General features: G+C 67.1%; 13 protein-coding genes and 1 pseudogene. 7 read left to right on the plus strand and 7 right to left on the minus strand.

Annotation, left to right across the window (positions count from 1 at the left end; translation table 11 throughout):
* Both ACXJKH_RS00270 and ACXJKH_RS00275 read left to right on the plus strand, forming a co-directional pair.
* A pseudogene (locus tag ACXJKH_RS00270) lies at positions 1 to 168 on the plus strand (PA0069 family radical SAM protein); the annotation flags it as partial.
* Between the two features lie 66 nt (positions 169 to 234).
* On the plus strand, positions 235 to 582 hold the full coding sequence (locus ACXJKH_RS00275; protein ID WP_457317844.1) for a hypothetical protein: 348 nt from the start codon (positions 235 to 237) through the stop codon (positions 580 to 582).
* A gap of 121 nt (positions 583 to 703) precedes the next feature.
* On the opposite strand, the gene ACXJKH_RS00280 is transcribed toward ACXJKH_RS00275, so the two are convergent.
* From ACXJKH_RS00280 to ACXJKH_RS00290, 3 genes are all read right to left on the minus strand, one after another.
* Positions 704 to 1,414: a 2OG-Fe(II) oxygenase gene (locus ACXJKH_RS00280; protein WP_457317845.1), complete on the minus strand. Its 711-nt coding sequence runs from the start codon at positions 1,412 to 1,414 to the stop codon at positions 704 to 706.
* Positions 1,415 to 1,538: 124 nt separating this feature from the next.
* Complete coding sequence (locus ACXJKH_RS00285) at positions 1,539 to 2,555, minus strand: class 1 fructose-bisphosphatase (RefSeq protein ID WP_457317846.1); 1,017 nt, start codon at positions 2,553 to 2,555, stop codon at positions 1,539 to 1,541.
* A 279-nt stretch (positions 2,556 to 2,834) separates the two neighbouring features.
* On the minus strand, positions 2,835 to 4,037 hold the full coding sequence (locus ACXJKH_RS00290) for an amino acid aminotransferase (RefSeq protein WP_457317847.1): 1,203 nt from the start codon (positions 4,035 to 4,037) through the stop codon (positions 2,835 to 2,837).
* Positions 4,038 to 4,212: 175 nt separating this feature from the next.
* Here ACXJKH_RS00290 and ACXJKH_RS00295 point away from each other — a divergent pair, with 175 nt between their 5' ends.
* A complete protein-coding gene (locus ACXJKH_RS00295) occupies positions 4,213 to 6,327 on the plus strand; it encodes a TonB-dependent receptor family protein (protein WP_457317848.1) in 2,115 nt (704 codons plus the stop codon).
* Between the two features lie 47 nt (positions 6,328 to 6,374).
* On the opposite strand, the gene ACXJKH_RS00300 is transcribed toward ACXJKH_RS00295, so the two are convergent.
* Positions 6,375 to 6,713, minus strand: coding sequence for a hypothetical protein (locus ACXJKH_RS00300; RefSeq protein ID WP_457317849.1), 339 nt, complete (start codon positions 6,711 to 6,713; stop codon positions 6,375 to 6,377).
* A 143-nt stretch (positions 6,714 to 6,856) separates the two neighbouring features.
* Here ACXJKH_RS00300 and ACXJKH_RS00305 point away from each other — a divergent pair, with 143 nt between their 5' ends.
* The 3 genes from ACXJKH_RS00305 (at position 6,857) to ligD (ending at position 10,843) form a co-directional block, all read left to right on the plus strand.
* Positions 6,857 to 7,255, plus strand: a complete 399-nt coding sequence (locus ACXJKH_RS00305) for a hypothetical protein (protein WP_457317850.1) — start codon at positions 6,857 to 6,859, stop codon at positions 7,253 to 7,255.
* 93 nt (positions 7,256 to 7,348) lie between these two features.
* Entirely contained in the window at positions 7,349 to 8,281 is a 933-nt protein-coding gene (ku, locus tag ACXJKH_RS00310) for a non-homologous end joining protein Ku (RefSeq protein ID WP_457317851.1), read from the plus strand.
* A gap of 6 nt (positions 8,282 to 8,287) precedes the next feature.
* On the plus strand, positions 8,288 to 10,843 hold the full coding sequence (gene ligD, locus ACXJKH_RS00315) for a DNA ligase D (protein ID WP_457317852.1): 2,556 nt from the start codon (positions 8,288 to 8,290) through the stop codon (positions 10,841 to 10,843).
* Positions 10,844 to 10,911: 68 nt separating this feature from the next.
* Here the strand turns inward: ligD and ACXJKH_RS00320 are convergent, their stop codons facing one another.
* From ACXJKH_RS00320 to ACXJKH_RS00330, 3 genes are all read right to left on the minus strand, one after another.
* A complete protein-coding gene (locus tag ACXJKH_RS00320; RefSeq protein WP_457317853.1) occupies positions 10,912 to 11,298 on the minus strand; it encodes a hypothetical protein in 387 nt (128 codons plus the stop codon).
* 125 nt (positions 11,299 to 11,423) lie between these two features.
* Entirely contained in the window at positions 11,424 to 12,062 is a 639-nt protein-coding gene (eda, locus tag ACXJKH_RS00325; protein ID WP_457317854.1) for a bifunctional 4-hydroxy-2-oxoglutarate aldolase/2-dehydro-3-deoxy-phosphogluconate aldolase, read from the minus strand.
* Positions 12,049 to 13,065: a sugar kinase gene (locus ACXJKH_RS00330; RefSeq protein WP_457317855.1), complete on the minus strand. Its 1,017-nt coding sequence runs from the start codon at positions 13,063 to 13,065 to the stop codon at positions 12,049 to 12,051. Before ACXJKH_RS00330 ends, eda begins: the two co-directional genes overlap by 14 nt.
* A gap of 270 nt (positions 13,066 to 13,335) precedes the next feature.
* Here ACXJKH_RS00330 and ACXJKH_RS00335 point away from each other — a divergent pair, with 270 nt between their 5' ends.
* Positions 13,336 to 16,095 carry a TonB-dependent receptor gene (locus tag ACXJKH_RS00335; RefSeq protein WP_457317856.1) on the plus strand — a complete coding sequence of 920 codons (2,760 nt, stop codon included), beginning with the start codon at positions 13,336 to 13,338 and terminating at the stop codon, positions 16,093 to 16,095.
* The last annotated feature ends 109 nt before the right edge of the window (positions 16,096 to 16,204 follow it).

Here is a 16,204-nt window from a genome sequence, read left to right on the forward strand (position 1 = left end):
ATGCGCGGCGAAGGCGTCTACGCCGACCTGCTGTCGAGCCGCTTCAAGCTGGCGCGCAAGCGGCTCGGATTCGACGCGCAGAACAGTCATTGGCCGAAGCTGGATTGCGGCAAGTTTTTGCGGCCGTTGCCGCCCCGGGTGGATTCGCCGCAAGGCAGCCTGTTCTGACCCCACTGGACGATGGGCCCGATGCCGACCACTATCGGAAGCACCGAAGGCACGTAGGGAAAGCGGGTGAATGTTGCGGCAGTCACCACGGCGGCCAACGCGACGATCCTCGCCGTAATGAACGAGCAGCGCCGCAGGGTGCTGGCCCACTTCAACGCGCACAAGGCGCTCTCGCCGGAGCGCGCGATCGCGCGTGATGCGTTGGAACCCGCGTTGCACGCCACGCTCGAACAACTGCGTGCGCAGGGCATCATCAAGGACAGCGGTGATGCGCTCAGCTATCTGGATGCCGACGCGCTGCTGGCGCATGAGAAGAAGATGGCCAAGAGTGGACGTATCGCCGTAATGGCGATGGTGCCGGTGTTGGTTGGGGTTGCGGTTGCCGTTGTCGTGGCGATTACATTCTCGCGTTGAGGTTGGCCGGCTTCAGCCAGGTGTGGCAGGAGCCGGCCAGCGGCCGGCACTACCGGGGCGTGCGTCGTATATCCAATGGGTGCGTGGCGCGGTTCAAGCACCTGGATATGGCCCGCCGCCTTCAGTTCCCGCCGAACAGCTTCTGAGCGTTCTGGAACAGCACCCAGCTGGTGGCGATGAACTTGTCGCCGCCGTGCGGACGATTGCCGCGGTGGGTGTGGGTGAACGCGGTCGGCGCGATCAGCAGGCTGCCGGTGCGTGGGGCGATCTTGCGGTCCTGGAACAGGAAYTCGGTTTCGCCCTGTTCGAAATCATCGTTGAGATAGAGCGTCCACAACAGGTGGCGATGCAGGGTCTCGGCGGCGGGATCGCGCGGGTACAGTTCGCAATGCCAATAGGGATAACCGCCCTCGCCTGCGGCATACCATTGCAGATTGATGGCACCGGGACGCAGGCAGGTGCGGGCCAGGTCGGACAGCGTTGCATCGTCCATGCCTACGAAATCATCGGCGGCCAATCGACGTGGGCTACCGTCGCTGTCCTGGATCTGCAACATCAACGGCGAGATCAGTGCCTGTGGATAACGGCGTAGATAACTCATCACGCCGCGAAACACCGCCTGCTGCAACTGCATGTCCACATCGCGCCACGCGACATCGCCGCTGATGCGGAGATCCTTGCTGTGCTTGAGTTCCGGGAACACACCGCTGCCTACTTCACCGGGCCGCAACTGCGCACTGGTTCGCATCCTGGCCTGGATGGCGGCACACATCCCGGCGGGGATGGCGTTGTGGATTACTTCGATGAAGTCGGGCGGAGCGTGGGCCGTCATGGGGTCATCCGTGGGCATCTGACCCCGATGGTGACCGCTGCGCTGGCCGATGTCACGCCGTTGCCATGTAGGCATTTCCCTGCCGAAAACGGGACCGGTATCGCACCGGTCCCGTGCTGCGCCCTCAGCCCTGCGCTTCGTCGTGCGCGCGGTGGTAGCGGGTGGCTTCGGCCACTTCATTGCGCGAGCCGAGGAACACCGGCACGCGCTGGTGCAGGTGGTCGGGCTGGATGTCGAGGATGCGCTCGCGCCCGGTGGTGGCCGCGCCGCCGGCCTGTTCGACCAGCAGGCCCATCGGGTTGGCTTCGTACATCAGGCGCAGCTTGCCGGCCTTGGTCGGATCCTTCTGGTCCCACGGGTAGATGAAGATGCCACCGCGGGTGAGGATGCGATGCACGTCGGCGACCATGCTGGCGATCCAGCGCATGTTGAAGTTCTTGCCGCGCGCGCCTTCCTTGCCGGCCAGCAGGTCCTGCACGTAGCCCTGCATCGGGGTTTCCCAATGGCGCTGGTTGGACATGTTGATCGCAAATTCCTGGGTCTCGGCCGGGATCTGAATGTCCGCGGTGGTCAGGACGAACTCGCCCTTCTCGCGGTCCAGGGTGAAGGCATGGGTCCCGTGGCCGACGGTGAGCACCATCTGCGTGCTGGGGCCGTAGATACAGTAGCCGGCAGCAACCTGGCTGGTGCCGGGTTGCAGGAAGCTGTCGTCGTTGGGCTGTTCGGTGCCGGGCGGGCAACGCAGCACGGAGAAGATGGTGCCGACGGACACGTTGACGTCGATGTTGGAGCTGCCGTCGAGGGGATCGAACAGCAGCAGGAAATCGCCGCGCGGGTAGGTGTCCGGGACCGGCTGGCAGTGGTCCATTTCTTCCGAGGCGCAGGCGGCGAGGTGACCGCCCCAGGCGTTCGCTTCGAGCAGGATCTCGTTGCTGATGACGTCGAGCTTCTTCTGGGCCTCGCCCTGCACGTTGCCGGTGCCGGCTTCGCCGAGCACGCCACCGAGTGCACCCTTGCTGACGGCGATGGAGATGCTGGTGCAGGCGCGTGCGACGACGGCGATCAGCTGGCGCAGGTCGGCATTGATGCGGCCTGCGTGCTGCTCTTCGATCAGGTACCGGGTAAGCGACGAACGGGACATGGACTGTGGCTGCCAAAGACGTTTGGGGGCCATATTGTCGCCGGTCGTCCATGGCATTACGAGGCAGGCGGGGGACACCGCACCAGACCCKGTAGAGCCGAGCCATGCTCGGCTGCCTTTGGCACAGTCTCCGGCAGGGCGAGCAGCCGAGCATGGCTCGGCTCTACCGGGTCTGGTGGCGCCGCGGCAACAGGAGGGACGTCGGCAGCGCGATGGGTACGTCGCCAACAGCAGAACGGCCGCACAAGGCGGCCGTTCTTCATTGCACTGTCGCGTGCGTCAGCCCTTGGCGACGGTCGACACGGCCTTGGCCACGTATTCCAGGTTGCCCTGGTTGAGCGCGGCCACGCAGATGCGGCCGGTGCCGACGGCGTAGATGCCGAACTCGTCGCGCAGGCGGTCCACCTGCGGGCGGGTCAGGCCGGAGTAGGAGAACATGCCGGCCTGGTCGTTGATGAAGGCGAACTCCGGCGCGCCGGCGGCGACCAGCTTGTCCACCAGACCATGACGCAGGGCGTGGATGCGCTCGCGCATCTCGGTCAGTTCCGCTTCCCACACCTGGCGCAGTTCCACGCTGTTGAGCACGCCGGCCACCAGCGCCGCACCGTGGTTGGACGGGCTGGAGTAGATGGTGCGGATGATGCGCTTGACCTGCGACTGCACGGCCTTGGCCGCATTCGCGTCCGGGGCCACCACCGACAGCGCGCCGATGCGCTCGCCGTACAGCGAGAACGACTTGGAGTACGAGTTGGCGACCACGAAGCTGTCGATGCCGGCCTCGGCGATGATGCGCACCGCAGCGCCGTCTTCGCTGATGCCCTTGTCGAAGCCCTGGTAGGCCATGTCGATGAACGGGAACAGCTGGCGGTCCTTCAACAGCGCGGCCACCTGCTTCCACTGCGCGACGGTGAGGTCGGCACCGGTCGGGTTGTGGCAGCACGCGTGCAGCAGCACCACCGTGCCCGGCTGCAGCTTGCCCAGGTCGGCGAGCATCGCCTCGAAGTCCACGCCGTGGGTGGTCGGGTCGAAGTAGCTGTACTCGACGACCTCGAAACCGGCGGCGCCGAATACGGCGCGGTGGTTTTCCCAACTCGGGTTGCTGATGGCGATGGTGGCGTGCGGCAGCAGCCGGTGCAGCAGGTCCGCACCCACGCGCAGCGCGCCGCTGCCGCCGATGGTCTGCGAGGTGGCGACGCGGCCGGCGGCCAGCAGCGGCGAATCCTTGCCGAACACCAGTTCGCGGGTGGCCTGGTTGTAGGCCGGCAGCCCGTCGATCGGCAGGTAGCCGCGCGGTTTGGCTTCGTTGGCCAGCTGCTGTTCGATCTGCTTGACGGCGCGAAGCAGCGGAATGCGGCCGCTCTCGTCGTAGTAGATGCCCACACCCAGGTTGACCTTGGTCGAGCGGCTGTCGGCGTTGTATGCCTCGGTCAGGCCCAGGATCGGGTCGCCTGGGACCAGTTCCACATTTGCAAAGAAGGACACGGCGGTACTCATTCGGATGACGGAAGGGGGGAGGATGTCGCGACGCGCGGTGCGGCCGGTCCGGCCACAACCGGGCCATCGTAACAAAGCCACGCCGAGGGCGCGGCGGCCACCGTCACGTTGGCTTCCGTACCATGGCGTGCGGCGCCCCACATCGCCGAGGACCCCAGATCGCATGTTCCGCTTATCCCCGTTTGTCCCGTCCTGCGCGCTGCTTTCGGCAGTGCTGCTGCCGAACCCGGCACAGGCCGCATCCACGCCCGATCAGTCCCCCGAGGTAGCGCGGCTGCCCACGGTTCAGGTGCAGGCCGCGCGGGTGCAACAGGTGGACGATGTCGACCTGCCGGCCTCGATCAGCACGGTGTGGCTGGACGACGAGGCCAACGGCGCCCTGGCGCAGGTATCCGAGGCGCTGGGCGGCATCCCCGGCGTGGTCGCCCGCGACCGCCAGAACTACGCACAGGACACCCAGCTGTCGATCCGCGGCTTTGGCGCGCGCTCGACCTTCGGGGTGCGCGGGGTGCGGGTGCTGGTCGATGGCGTGCCGGCGACCATGCCCGACGGCCAGGGCCAGCTCTCGCATGCGAGCCTGCTCTCAGCCCAGCGCGTGGACGTGCTGCGCGGGCCGTTCTCGGCGCTGTACGGCAATTCCTCCGGCGGCGTGGTGCAGGTGTGGAGTGCCGAGGGTGCGCCGGGCGATCCCTGGCGGTTGCGACTGGATACCGGCAGCGACAACACGCTCAGCGCCGGCGCGCAGCTGCGCGGCCAGCAGGGGCCGATCCGCTACAACGTGGCCGCCAACCACTTCCGCACCGATGGCTGGCGCGAGCACAGCGCCGCGCGCCGCGAGTCGGTCAATGCGCGGTTGGGGACCGACGTGGGCGGTGGCCAGCTTGATCTGGTGCTGAACTACTTCGACTCGCCCGATGCGCAGGATCCCCTCGGGCTGAGCCGCGCGCAGGTCAATGCCGATCCGCGCCAGGCCACGGCGGTGGCCGAGCAGTACAACACGCRCAAATCCGTTCGCCAGGCCCAGGCCGGGCTGGTGTTCACCCGTACCGATGGGGCGCACACGTGGCGGGCCATGGGCTATGCCGGGCAGCGCAGCGTGGAGCAGTACCTGGCGATTCCGCCGACGCCGCAGGCCAACCCACTGCATGCCGGCGGAGTGATCGACCTGGACGGCGACTACGGCGGGGTGGACGCGCGCTGGAGCTGGCACGGTGACTGGGCCGGGCGACCCCTGGATCTGGTGATCGGCGCCAATGCCGACCGTCAGGCGCAGGATCGCCGGGGTTACGAGAATTTCGTCGGCGATCAGGTCGGCATCAAGGGCCGCCTGCGCCGCAACCAGGCCGACCGTGTCGAGAACGTGGACCAGTTTGCCCAGGCCTGGTGGCAGTGGGCACCGCGCTGGTCGCTGCTGCTCGGCGTGCGCCACAGCACGGTACGGTTCCGCTCCAACGACCACTTCATCACCGCCACCAACCCCGACGACAGCGGCTCGCGCCGCTACGACGCCACCACGCCGGTGGCCGGGGTGGTATTCCGCGCGACCGATGCCTGGCGGTTGTACGCCTCGGCCGGGCGCGGCTTCGAGACCCCCACCTTCAACGAGCTGGGCTACCGCGCCGATGGCCAGGCCGGGCTGGCGCTGGACCTGTCGGCGGCCCGCAGCCGTAACCTGGAAGTAGGCAGCAAATGGCACGCGCAGAGCGGGGCAAGGCTGGAGGCGGCGCTGTTCCGCGCCGACACCGATGACGAACTGGCGGTGGCCAGCAACACCGGTGGCCGTGCCACCTACCGCAACATCGGCCGCACCCGCCGCCAGGGCCTGGAGGCAAGCTACGTGCAGCCGCTGGGCGCGCAGATGGAACTCGCGCTAGCATACACCTACCTGGAAGCGACCGTGCGCGACCCCTACGTGCTGTCCGGGGCGACCGTCGTTGCTGGTTCGAGGCTGCCCGGCGTGCCGGAGCAGCAGTGGAACGCGCGCCTGCAATACCGCCCGGGCGCGTGGCAGTGGGCGGCCGAGGTGGTGGCCTCCGGCGACACGGTGGTCAATGACCTGGCCACCGACAAAGCGGCCGGCTACGCACTGTTGAACCTCGAGGCGGCGCGCCGCTGGCAGCTGGCCCAGGGCACGCTGCGGGCCTTCGCGCGCCTGGACAACGTGCTGGACCAGCGCTATATCGGCTCGGTGATCGTCAACGACGGCAATCAGCGTTATTTCGAGCCGGGCCCGGATCGCCGGGTCAGCGTGGGCCTGCAGTGGCAGTGGGCGCCGTAAGGATCATTCAGGCGCCCGCTTGAACCCTGCCAACCGACGGTTGGCACCTACTTCGGCACCTTTGCCGGGACGAACGGCGAGGTCGGATCGCTGGCCGGGAAGGTTTCTTCCAGTGCCTGGTCCTGGTTGTCGCTGGCGTGCTGCTTGCGCTGCAGGCGCTGGTGCTCGTCTTCGCGGCGATGGTGACCGGCCGGACCTTCGCTGCCGGGGGTGAGGTCCTTGCGGTCGCGCGAGGGGGCTGCCGGGGCCACCGCCACCGGCAGATGGTCCGGCTCGGGCGGCGCGGGCATGCCGGCGCCGCGGTCTTCGGCATCCTGGTTGTCATGTTTGGCGTGTTGTTCGCCAGGCACCGGGGTGCTGGCTTCGCGCAGGGGATCGCGTGGCATGGAAATAACTCCGGAACGGGAGCACTACTACAGCGCGATGGCGGTGAAGTCGCTGCGAATCCGCAGCACTGAACGGATCTGTCACGGMTGGCTAACGGGGCCGGGACTATTCCTGCCTGCCCCAGTACCGCCGGAGTCGTGTCATGCCCCGCCTGGACCGTCGTGCCGCCCCCGCGTTGTTCAGCGCCTACCCGCAGCCGCCCCGGACCACGCGCCGCGTGCGTCGCGAGCGCACCGAGGAAGCCCAGGCGGTCGCACAGGACTACCTGCAGTACATGCGCAGCGATTACGAACGGCGGCGCGGCCACGGCCACCGCAGTTGGCGCGACCTGTACCCGGCCTATGCCTTCGCGCTGACCACCCATTACGCCGATTGGCCACGCGGCAACGATGAAGACACCGCCGGTGAGCTGGCCGAGCACTGGGAGCAGATGCGCGGGCAGTCGCGGCTGGGCTGGGCGCAGGCGCGCGGCATCGTCGAGGACGCCTGGCTGGCACTGGACCACATGCCGCCGACCGCCGTGCACGGGTTGCTGCAGTAACGCGTAAAGGGCGCCTGCACGGGGCGGACACGGGCGTTTCACGTGGGCGGGGGTACAGCTTGCCGTTCTCTTCCACGCTGGAGCAGCACCGCCATGGCCCGACCGATCTGGACCGGAACCTTGTCCTTTGGGTTGCTCAATGTCCCGGTGTCGCTGATGTCCGGCGAACGCAAGGTGGACCTGCAGTTCCGCATGCTCGACTCGCGCGATCGCAAGCCGATCCGCTTCGAGCGGGTCAACGCCGATACCGGCGAAGAAGTGCCGTGGAAAGACATCGTCAAGGCCTACGAGTACGACAAGGGCAGCTACGTGGTGCTGGAAGAGGACGACATCCGCTCGGCCGCGCCGGAAAGCCATGAGGCGGTGGAGGTGGAGACCTTCGTCGACGCCTCCACCATCGACCCGCGTTACTACGAGAAGCCCTACCTGCTGGTACCTGCCAAGAAGGCCGAGAAGGGCTACGTTCTCCTGCGCGAAACCCTGCGCAAGACCGGCAAGGTCGGCATTGCGCGGGTGGTGGTGCGGACCCGCGAGTACCTGTGCGCGGTGATGCCGCACGGCGACGGGTTGGTGCTGATGATTCTGCGCTACCCGCAGGAACTGGTCGATCCGGAAGACTACAAGCTGCCCGCCGGCAGCCTGGCCGAGTACCGCATCAGCAGCAAGGAAACGGCCATGGCCGAACAACTGATCGATTCGATGTCCGGTGAGTGGAAGCCCGATGACTACCACGACGAGTTCCGCGAGCGTCTGCAGACGCTGCTGACCAAGCGGATCAAGTCCAAGGGGGGCACCACCAAGGTGGAGGATGAACCCGCGCCGCGCGAGGACGATGCCACCAACGTGGTGGACTTCATGTCGCTGCTGCAGAAGAGCCTGGATGCGAAGAAGCGCACGCCGCCGAAGAAGACGGCCGTGACGGCGGCGCCGAAGAAGTCGGCGGCGAAGAAAGCCAAACCCGCCAAAAAAGCCGCGAAGGCGACCAAGAAGACGGCCACGCGCAGCACCACGCGCAAGGCCGGGTAAGCGCAGATGTCACTGCAGGAATACCGCCGCAAACGCCGCTTTGATGGCACCCCCGAGCCCGATGCCGAGCGCACCGGTGCACCGGCGCGACGCCCGATCTTCGTGGTGCAGCTGCATCACGCCAGTTCCCGTCACTACGATTTCCGCCTGGAAGCCGATGGCGTGCTCAAGAGCTGGGCGGTGCCGAAGGGGCCGTCGCTGCGCGTGGGCGAGAAGCGCCTGGCGGTGGAAGTGGAAGACCATCCGCTGTCCTATGCGACGTTTGAAGGCGATATCCCTAGCGGCCACTACGGCGCCGGACATGTGGATGTGTACGACCACGGCACCTGGGCGTGCGACGGCGATCCGCTCGAGGCGATCGCCGCCGGCAAGCTCGACTTCGTCCTGCACGGCGAGCGGCTCAAGGGCGGATGGAAGCTGGTGCGTACCGCGATGAAAGGCAAGCAGCACCAGTGGCTGCTGATCAAGCGCGACGATGACGATGCACGCGATGCGGAGGCCGATGACATGCTCGATACAGCGCCTGCTCGGCGTACGACTGGCAAGCGTACTGCTGCCTCGACAACCCGCACCGGCACCGGCAAGGCAGTGAAGACGGTCGCCAAGGCGCCGGCGGCACGCAAGGCCGACGCACGTTGGCACAAGCGCGCGCTGGCGCTGCCGGAGGCACGCGACACGCCTTATCCGCAGGGCTTCAAACCACAGTTGACCGACCACCGTGCCACCGCACCGGAGGGCGATGGCTGGTTGCACGAGATCAAATGGGACGGCTACCGTCTGCTGGCCGAGGTCAGCGACGGCGTGGTGTCCCTGCGCTCGCGCGGTGGCCTGGACTGGACCGATGACTTCCCCGAAGTGGTACAGGCGATTGCCGCGCTGCCGGTGCGCGACCTGCGACTGGATGGCGAGCTGGTGGTACTGGACGCGCAGGGCCGCAGCGACTTCACCGCGTTGCAGAAGGTGATTGATGGCACGGCCAGACAACCCTTGCGCTACGTGGTGTTCGACATGCCCGGTATTGCCGGCGTCGACATCAGCCGCGCGCCCTTGCTGGCCCGCAAGGCGCTGCTCAAGGACCTGATCGGCCCCGCGCCGGGCACCCTGGCCTACAGCGAGCACGTGCTCGATCATGGTCCGCAGGTGTTCGCCGCCAGTGGCGATGCGGGCTACGAGGGCATCATCAGCAAGCGGGTGGATGCGGTCTACGTCAACACGCGATCGCCGACCTGGATCAAGATCAAGCATGAAAATACCGATGAATTCCTGATCGTCGGCTACACCGAACCCAAGGGATCGCGCACCGGCTTCGGATCGCTGTTGATGGCCACCCCGGACAAGGGCGGCCTGCGCTATGTGGGCCGTGTCGGCACCGGTTTCGACGATGCGTTGCTGCGTGCGCTGACCCGCCAGCTCAGCGCGCTGGCGGTGAAAGACGCGGCGGTCGCCCTGCCCGCGCATGTGCCCTTCCCGGCGCGCAGCGTGCACTGGGTGAAACCGGTGCTGGTGGCCGAGGTCGCTTTCCGCGGCTGGGCCAAGGAAGGGTTGCTGCGCCAGGCCAGTTTCAAGCGGCTGCGCGAGGACAAGGCCGCGAAGGATCTGGGCGGTGCGGCGAAGGTGCCAGCCAAGGAAAAAAAGACCACCGCCGGCAAGATCACGACGAAGGCAGGCGCTGCGGCCAAAACGCGCGCTGTCGCCGAAAACGCTGGCGACGTGAACATCAGTCACCCCGAACGCGTGGTGTTCGCCAAGGCGAAGATCACCAAGGGCGAGGTGGCCGACTACTACCGGCAGATGGCGCGCTGGGTGCTGCCCGAAGTTGCCCGGCGGCCGCTGTCGCTGCTGCGTTGTCCGGATGGCGTGGACAAGCCGTGCTTCTTCCAGAAGCACCATGGCACGGGCCTGGGCGAGGCCGTAGGGGCCATTCCGCTGGAACAGAAGAGCGGGCGCGAAGACTACCTCTACATCGAGGACCTGATGGGCCTGCTGCAGCTGGTGCAGATGAACACGCTAGAGCTGCACCCGTGGGGTGCCACGGTGGCCGATCCCGAGCGCCCGGACCGGCTGGTGTTTGATCTGGATCCCGGCGAGGGCGTCACCTGGGCGCAGGTCAAGACCGCCGCGCGCGATGTGCGCGACCGGTTGCTGGAGACCGGGCTGCAGAGCTTTGTGCGGCTGTCCGGTGGCAAGGGCGTGCATGTGGTGGTGCCGCTGCAGCCCAGGGCCGACTGGGCGCAGGCCAAGGACTTCTGCGAGGCGTTCGCGCAGGCCATGGCCGAGCACGCGCCGGAGCGCTACGTGGCCACCATGAGCAAGGCCAAGCGTACCGGCGTGATCTTCATCGACTGGCTGCGCAACGCACGCGGTGCCACCAGTGTGTGCTCCTGGTCGCTGCGGGCGCGCCCGGGTGCGGGCGTGGCAGTGCCGTTGCGCTGGGAAGAACTGGGCCGGGTGACCGCTGCCGACGCGTTCCCGTTGGCCAAGGCGCTGCAGCGGGCGCAGCGGTTGAAGCAGGATCCGTGGGACGGAATCGACGCGGTGAAGCAGGTGCTGCCGGGCGCGTGACGCAGGGGCGCGTCATCGCCATTGCGCGGCCCGCCCGGCCTGCCGCCACGCCTCGTCGCACGCTCCCGTCAACGCGGCCGGTAGCGCGCGCCCAGCCAGATACCGGCCGCCTGGAACGGCAGCGCGATGAGCAGCACGGTGACGAACCAGAATGGGAAGTCGCTGCCCAGGTCCCAGGCCGCATAGACCGACGCGGCGGCGATCACTGCCCAGACCACCCCGCCGTGCATGTAGGGCGCGTTCGGCGCGTAGCGCGCCGCGAAGGCCGTGGCGGCCACGCCGCCAAGGATCGTCCAGGCCAGGTCCCACGCCAGCCGCGCCTGCCCGCCTTCGCCCAGCCCGATCCACGGTGCGATCCAGCCGGCGGCGCCGCTGACCATGCCCAGCACGAACACTGCCACGACCACGCACAGGATGGAGAGCACGACGGTCTTGGCAAGCGACAACGGGGACATGGGGATTCCGGAGACGACGAACGTGCGCCCATTATGGACGCACGCCATGCCTCAGACCCTCCCGGACGGCCTCAACGACGCCCTCTGGGCCAAGCCGCGCACCGGCACCGAGCCTGCACCCGGTGTCAGCCGACCAGCGCGGCCGAATCGCGGGCCAGCTGCTCGATCCCGGCCCAGTCGCGCGCCTGCAGCAGCGCACGCGTGGTCAGCCAGGAACCGCCCACGCACAGCACGTTGGGCAGGTGCAGGAAATCGCGCGCGGTCTGCGCGGTGATCCCACCGGTCGGGCAGAAGCGCACGTCGCCGAATGGCCCGTTCCACGCCGACAGCATTGCCGCGCCGCCGGCCTGCACCGCCGGGAAGAACTTGAAGGTATCCAGCCCGTGTTCCAGGCCGAGCATCAGCTCGGACGACGTCGCCACGCCGGGCAGGAACGGCAGGTCGGTATCGCGCGCGGCCGCATACAGGCGCGCGGTGGCGCCCGGCGATACCGCGAAACGTCCGCCCACCTGCTTGACCTGTTCCATGTGCGCGGCACTCAGCACGGTGCCGGCACCCACCACGGCATCGGGCACGGCCTCGACCATCGCCTTGATGGCGTCCATCGCCACCGGCGTGCGCAGGGTCACCTCGATCACCGGCAGGCCGCCGTTGAACAATGCGCGCGCCACCTCGACCGCGTCGTCGACGTTCTCCGGGGTGAACACCGGAATCACCGGGGCCAGCTTCAGGACTGCGCGTACGCGTGGATCAGCGCCGGACATCGAATCGCTCCTCGCCCGTGAGGGCCATGATGTCAGCCTCGCTGACAGGGTTGAAATCGCCGGGGATCGAGTGCTTCAGGCAGCCAGCAGCCAGGCCGAAGCGCACGATCGCATCCGGCGCGAAGCCGCGCATCATGCCATGCAGGATGCCGGCGGCGAAGGCGTCGCCGCCGCCGATGCGATCCACGATGCCGAGCATGTCGCGGGTCGGCGCCACCGCGCGGGTCCCATCGCGACCGAGCAGCATCGCCCCCAGCGCATGGTTGTCCACGCTGTGCGGGGTGCGCTGGGTGCAGGCCATCCACTGCAGCCGCGGAAACGCGGCGAACGCCTGCGCGGCGGCCGCATCCACGCGCTCGGCCAACTGCGCCTGCGGGAACTCCCCGCCGAGTACCACGCCGATATCGCGGTAGTCGGCGAACAGCACGTCGGCGCAGGCGAACAGCTCGCGCAGGATCCCGGCCGCATCGCCCTGCCAGCGCGCCCACAGCGACGGACGGAAATTGCCGTCGAAAGACACCTTCACCCCACGCGCGCAGGCGGCGCGCGCCGCCACCAGCGTGGCCTCGGCCATCGCCGGATTGAGCGCCGGGCTGACCCCGGACAGGTGCAGCCAGTCGGCGTTGGCCAGCAGCGTGTCCCAGTCGTAATCGGCGGCACTGCTGCTGGCAAACGCCGAATCGGCGCGGTCGTAGACCACTTCGCTGGCGCGCTGCACCGCACCGGTGGTGAGGAAGTACAGGCCCATGCGCCCCGGCCGTACCTGCACATGGCCGGTGTCCACGCCGTGCCGGCGTAGTTCACCGGCGACGAACTGGCCCAGCGGATTGGCCGGCAGCGTGCTGACCATCGCCACCGTATGTCCCAGATGGGCCAACGACACCCCGACATTGGCTTCGGCGCCCCCCGGATGCACCGCCAGCTGCGCACTCTGCAGCAGCAGCTCGCGGCCCGGTGCGCTCATGCGCAGCAACAACTCCCCAAAACAGACGACGCGACTCATGATCATGGATCCTTGTGAAAGCGAGGGCCGGTGGAACGTCGCCCAGGAAGAATGGCTAGCGGTGTCATTCTAGCCTTGCGGCGCCTGCCGTCCACCTGGGGAAATGTCGAAAGCTTTGTCCCGCAAGCCTCCAGGGGACATTCAAAATCTGTTGCGCTGCAAGATGCTCCTTCTGGAACGGGCTGTTAACGTCCGCCCTGACCAGCGGTGTCATTGCACTGACATGTCGCCGGATTGCTGTTTCATGTAGCACCTTGGGAGAGGGAAAACATGCATTCTCGAAACATCCAGAAAAAGACACCGGTTACCTTGCTTGCCCTGTCGATCTGCCTGGCGCTGAGTGGTACCGCGCTGGCTCAGGAAACGCCCACCGGCACGGCCACCGACCTGGACACCGTGACCGTCACCGGCTACCGCGCCAGCGTCGAAAAGGCCTTGGACATCAAGCGCGGCGAAGCCGGCGTGGTCGATGCGATTGTCGCCGAAGACATCGGCAAGTTCCCGGATCTCAACCTGGCCGAATCGCTGCAGCGCATTCCGGGCGTGGTGATCACCCGTGAAGCCGGCGAAGGCCGCAACATCTCCGTGCGCGGCCTCGGCCCGGATTTCACCCGGGTGCGCATCAACGGCATGGAAGCGCTGACCACCGTCGGCGCCGGCGACCAGAGCGGCGGCACCAACCGCGGCCGCGGCTTCGACTTCAATGTGTTCGCCTCGGACMTGTTCTCACAGCTGCTGGTGCGCAAGACCGCCTCGGCCGACGTGGAAGAGGGCTCGCTGGGTGCCACGGTCGACCTGCGCACCGCGCGCCCGTTCGACTACGACGGCTTCACGTTTGCCGCCAGCGGCCAGGCCAGCTACAACGCCATGGCTGAAAAGGCCGATCCGCGCGTGGCCGCACTGATCTCCAACACCTTCGCCGATGGCACCTTCGGTGCGCTGTTGTCGGTGGCCTATTCCGAGCGCCAGGCGCTGGAAGAAGGCTCCAACACCGGGCGCTGGGCCAACGGCCCGAGCAACAACAACTTCAACGCGGCCTCGCCGTTCGCCGCTGCCCGCAGCGCCGCCGTGTACCACCCGCGCTTCCCGCGCTACGTACAGATGGAACACGAGCAGAAGCGCCTGGGCGTGACCGGCACCCTGCAGTGGAAGCCCACCGACGCGACCGAAATCTCGCTGGACACCCTGTATTCCAAGATCGACGCCAAGCGCGACGAGCACTACATCGAGGCGATTTCCTTCAGCCGCGGCACCAGCACCAACCCGCGCCTGGTCGGCAAGCCGGCGATGATCGTCAAGAACGGCGCGATCGAGAACAACGCGCTGGTCTACGGTGAGTTCGACAACGTCGACATCCGCACCGAAAACCGCCATGACGAGTGGAGCACCGAGTTCAAGCAGGTCGCGTTGAACGGCCAGCACCGTTTCGGCGATGACTTCACCTTGTCCGGCAAGGTCGGCATCTCGCGCTCCAAGCACGAGAACCCGATCCAGACCACGATCATCATGGACAAGTACGACGTCGACAATTACAGCTACGACTACCGGGGCAACAGCCGGTTCCCGACGCTGAACTACGGCATCGACCCGACCAACCCGGCCGGCTGGGAACTGGCCGAAATCCGCCTGCGTCCGCAGTACGTGGACAATGACTTCGACACCGGCCAGATCGACTTCAACTGGAACATCAGCCCCGGCTTCCGCCTGAAGGGCGGCATCCTGGCCAAGAATTACACCTTCAAGACGGTCGAGATGCGCCGCGCCAGCGAGCTGGCCGTGCCCAACTTCCCCAACGGCAGCAAGATCGTGCCGGTGGACATGACCCAGCAGGAAGGCCTGAAGGGCATCACCGGCAACCCCAACAACTGGGTGGTGCCCAACCTCGATGCGATCGCCGACCAGTTCGACATCTACAGCAACAGCGGCATCTTCGCCGTCGCCCCGCGCGCCAACAACGTGCGCAGCGTGGACGAAGAGGATCGCGGCGGCTACCTGATGGGCGAGTTCTCCACCGAACTGGGCAGCATCCCGTTCTCGGGCAATTTCGGCGTGCGCTATGTGCGCACCAAGCAGACCGCCACGGGTCTGTCCACGTTGACCACCACCACGGTCTCCACCACCGCCGAGCGCACTTACGACGACACCCTGCCCTCGTTCAACCTGGTGGCCGAAATCACCCCGGACTTCCTGATCCGCCTGGGTGCGGCCAAGGTGATGAGCCGTCCGGGCCTGGGCAACCTGACCCCCGGTTCCACCGTGGCCGTTGCCGGCGCGGCGCGCACCATCGCCACCGGCAACCCGGACCTGGACCCGATCCGCGCCACCAACGTGGACCTGGGCTTCGAGTGGTACTTCGCCGAAGGTGCCATGGCCGGTGTCGGCCTGTTCTACAAGGACATCGAGACCTTCATCCAGACCACGCGCGAGACCCACCCGTACAGCTTCAGCGGTCTGCCCGACGCGCTGCTGATCGGGACCGGCGCCAGCCCGGACAGCGACTTCACCTACACCAAGCCGGTGAACACCCCGGGCGGTGAACTCAAGGGCGTGGAGGTCAACTACACCCAGCCGTTCACCTTCCTGCCGGGCAAGTGGTCCAACCTGGGCGTGCAGCTCAATTACACCTGGGTGGACTCGCAGATCCAGTACATCAATTCCAGCGGCCAGCCGGTGCTGAAGGCCGACCTGACCGGCCTGTCGCGCAACTCGTGGAATGCCACGCTGTTCTACGAAGGCAAGGTGTTCTCCGGCCGCGTTTCGGCGACCAACCGCGATGACTACCTGACCCAGGTCACCGGTACCGAAGCCGGCTTCAACCTCGATGGCTACCACGGCATGACCGGCACTACCTTCATCGATGCGTCGATCCGCTATGCGATCAACGAGAAGCTGGAGCTGAGCCTGGAAGGCATGAACCTGACCAACGAAGCCAGCGACGAGTGGGTCTACTCGCCGTCCACCGGCCAGCTGCCGCTGCAGTACACCGAGACCGGACGTCAGTTCATGCTCGGCGTGCGTTACAAGTTCTGATCCACACCAGACGGCGGCGGCGCGAGCGATCGCGCCGCCGCTGTTGCGTCGCAAGATGTTGGGGAACGTCGGCTTTGCTAGCGTGCGTTGCGTGCAGGACACGCGGCGG

This window comes from Stenotrophomonas sp. P5_B8, assembly GCF_054049855.1.

What these genes read in the sequence shown, in the direction of transcription:
- ACXJKH_RS00285 (WP_457317846.1), bottom strand. Translation starts at nt 2,555, where the DNA reads ATGTCCCGTTCGTCGCTTACCCGGTACCTGATCGAAGAGCAGCACGCA.
- ku (WP_457317851.1), top strand. Translation starts at nt 7,349, where the DNA reads ATGGCCCGACCGATCTGGACCGGAACCTTGTCCTTTGGGTTGCTCAAT.
- ACXJKH_RS00320 (WP_457317853.1), bottom strand. Translation starts at nt 11,298, where the DNA reads ATGTCCCCGTTGTCGCTTGCCAAGACCGTCGTGCTCTCCATCCTGTGC.
- ACXJKH_RS00330 (WP_457317855.1), bottom strand. Translation starts at nt 13,065, where the DNA reads ATGAGTCGCGTCGTCTGTTTTGGGGAGTTGTTGCTGCGCATGAGCGCA.
- eda (WP_457317854.1), bottom strand. Translation starts at nt 12,062, where the DNA reads ATGTCCGGCGCTGATCCACGCGTACGCGCAGTCCTGAAGCTGGCCCCG.
- ACXJKH_RS00300 (WP_457317849.1), bottom strand. Translation starts at nt 6,713, where the DNA reads ATGCCACGCGATCCCCTGCGCGAAGCCAGCACCCCGGTGCCTGGCGAA.
- ligD (WP_457317852.1), top strand. Translation starts at nt 8,288, where the DNA reads ATGTCACTGCAGGAATACCGCCGCAAACGCCGCTTTGATGGCACCCCC.
- ACXJKH_RS00305 (WP_457317850.1), top strand. Translation starts at nt 6,857, where the DNA reads ATGCCCCGCCTGGACCGTCGTGCCGCCCCCGCGTTGTTCAGCGCCTAC.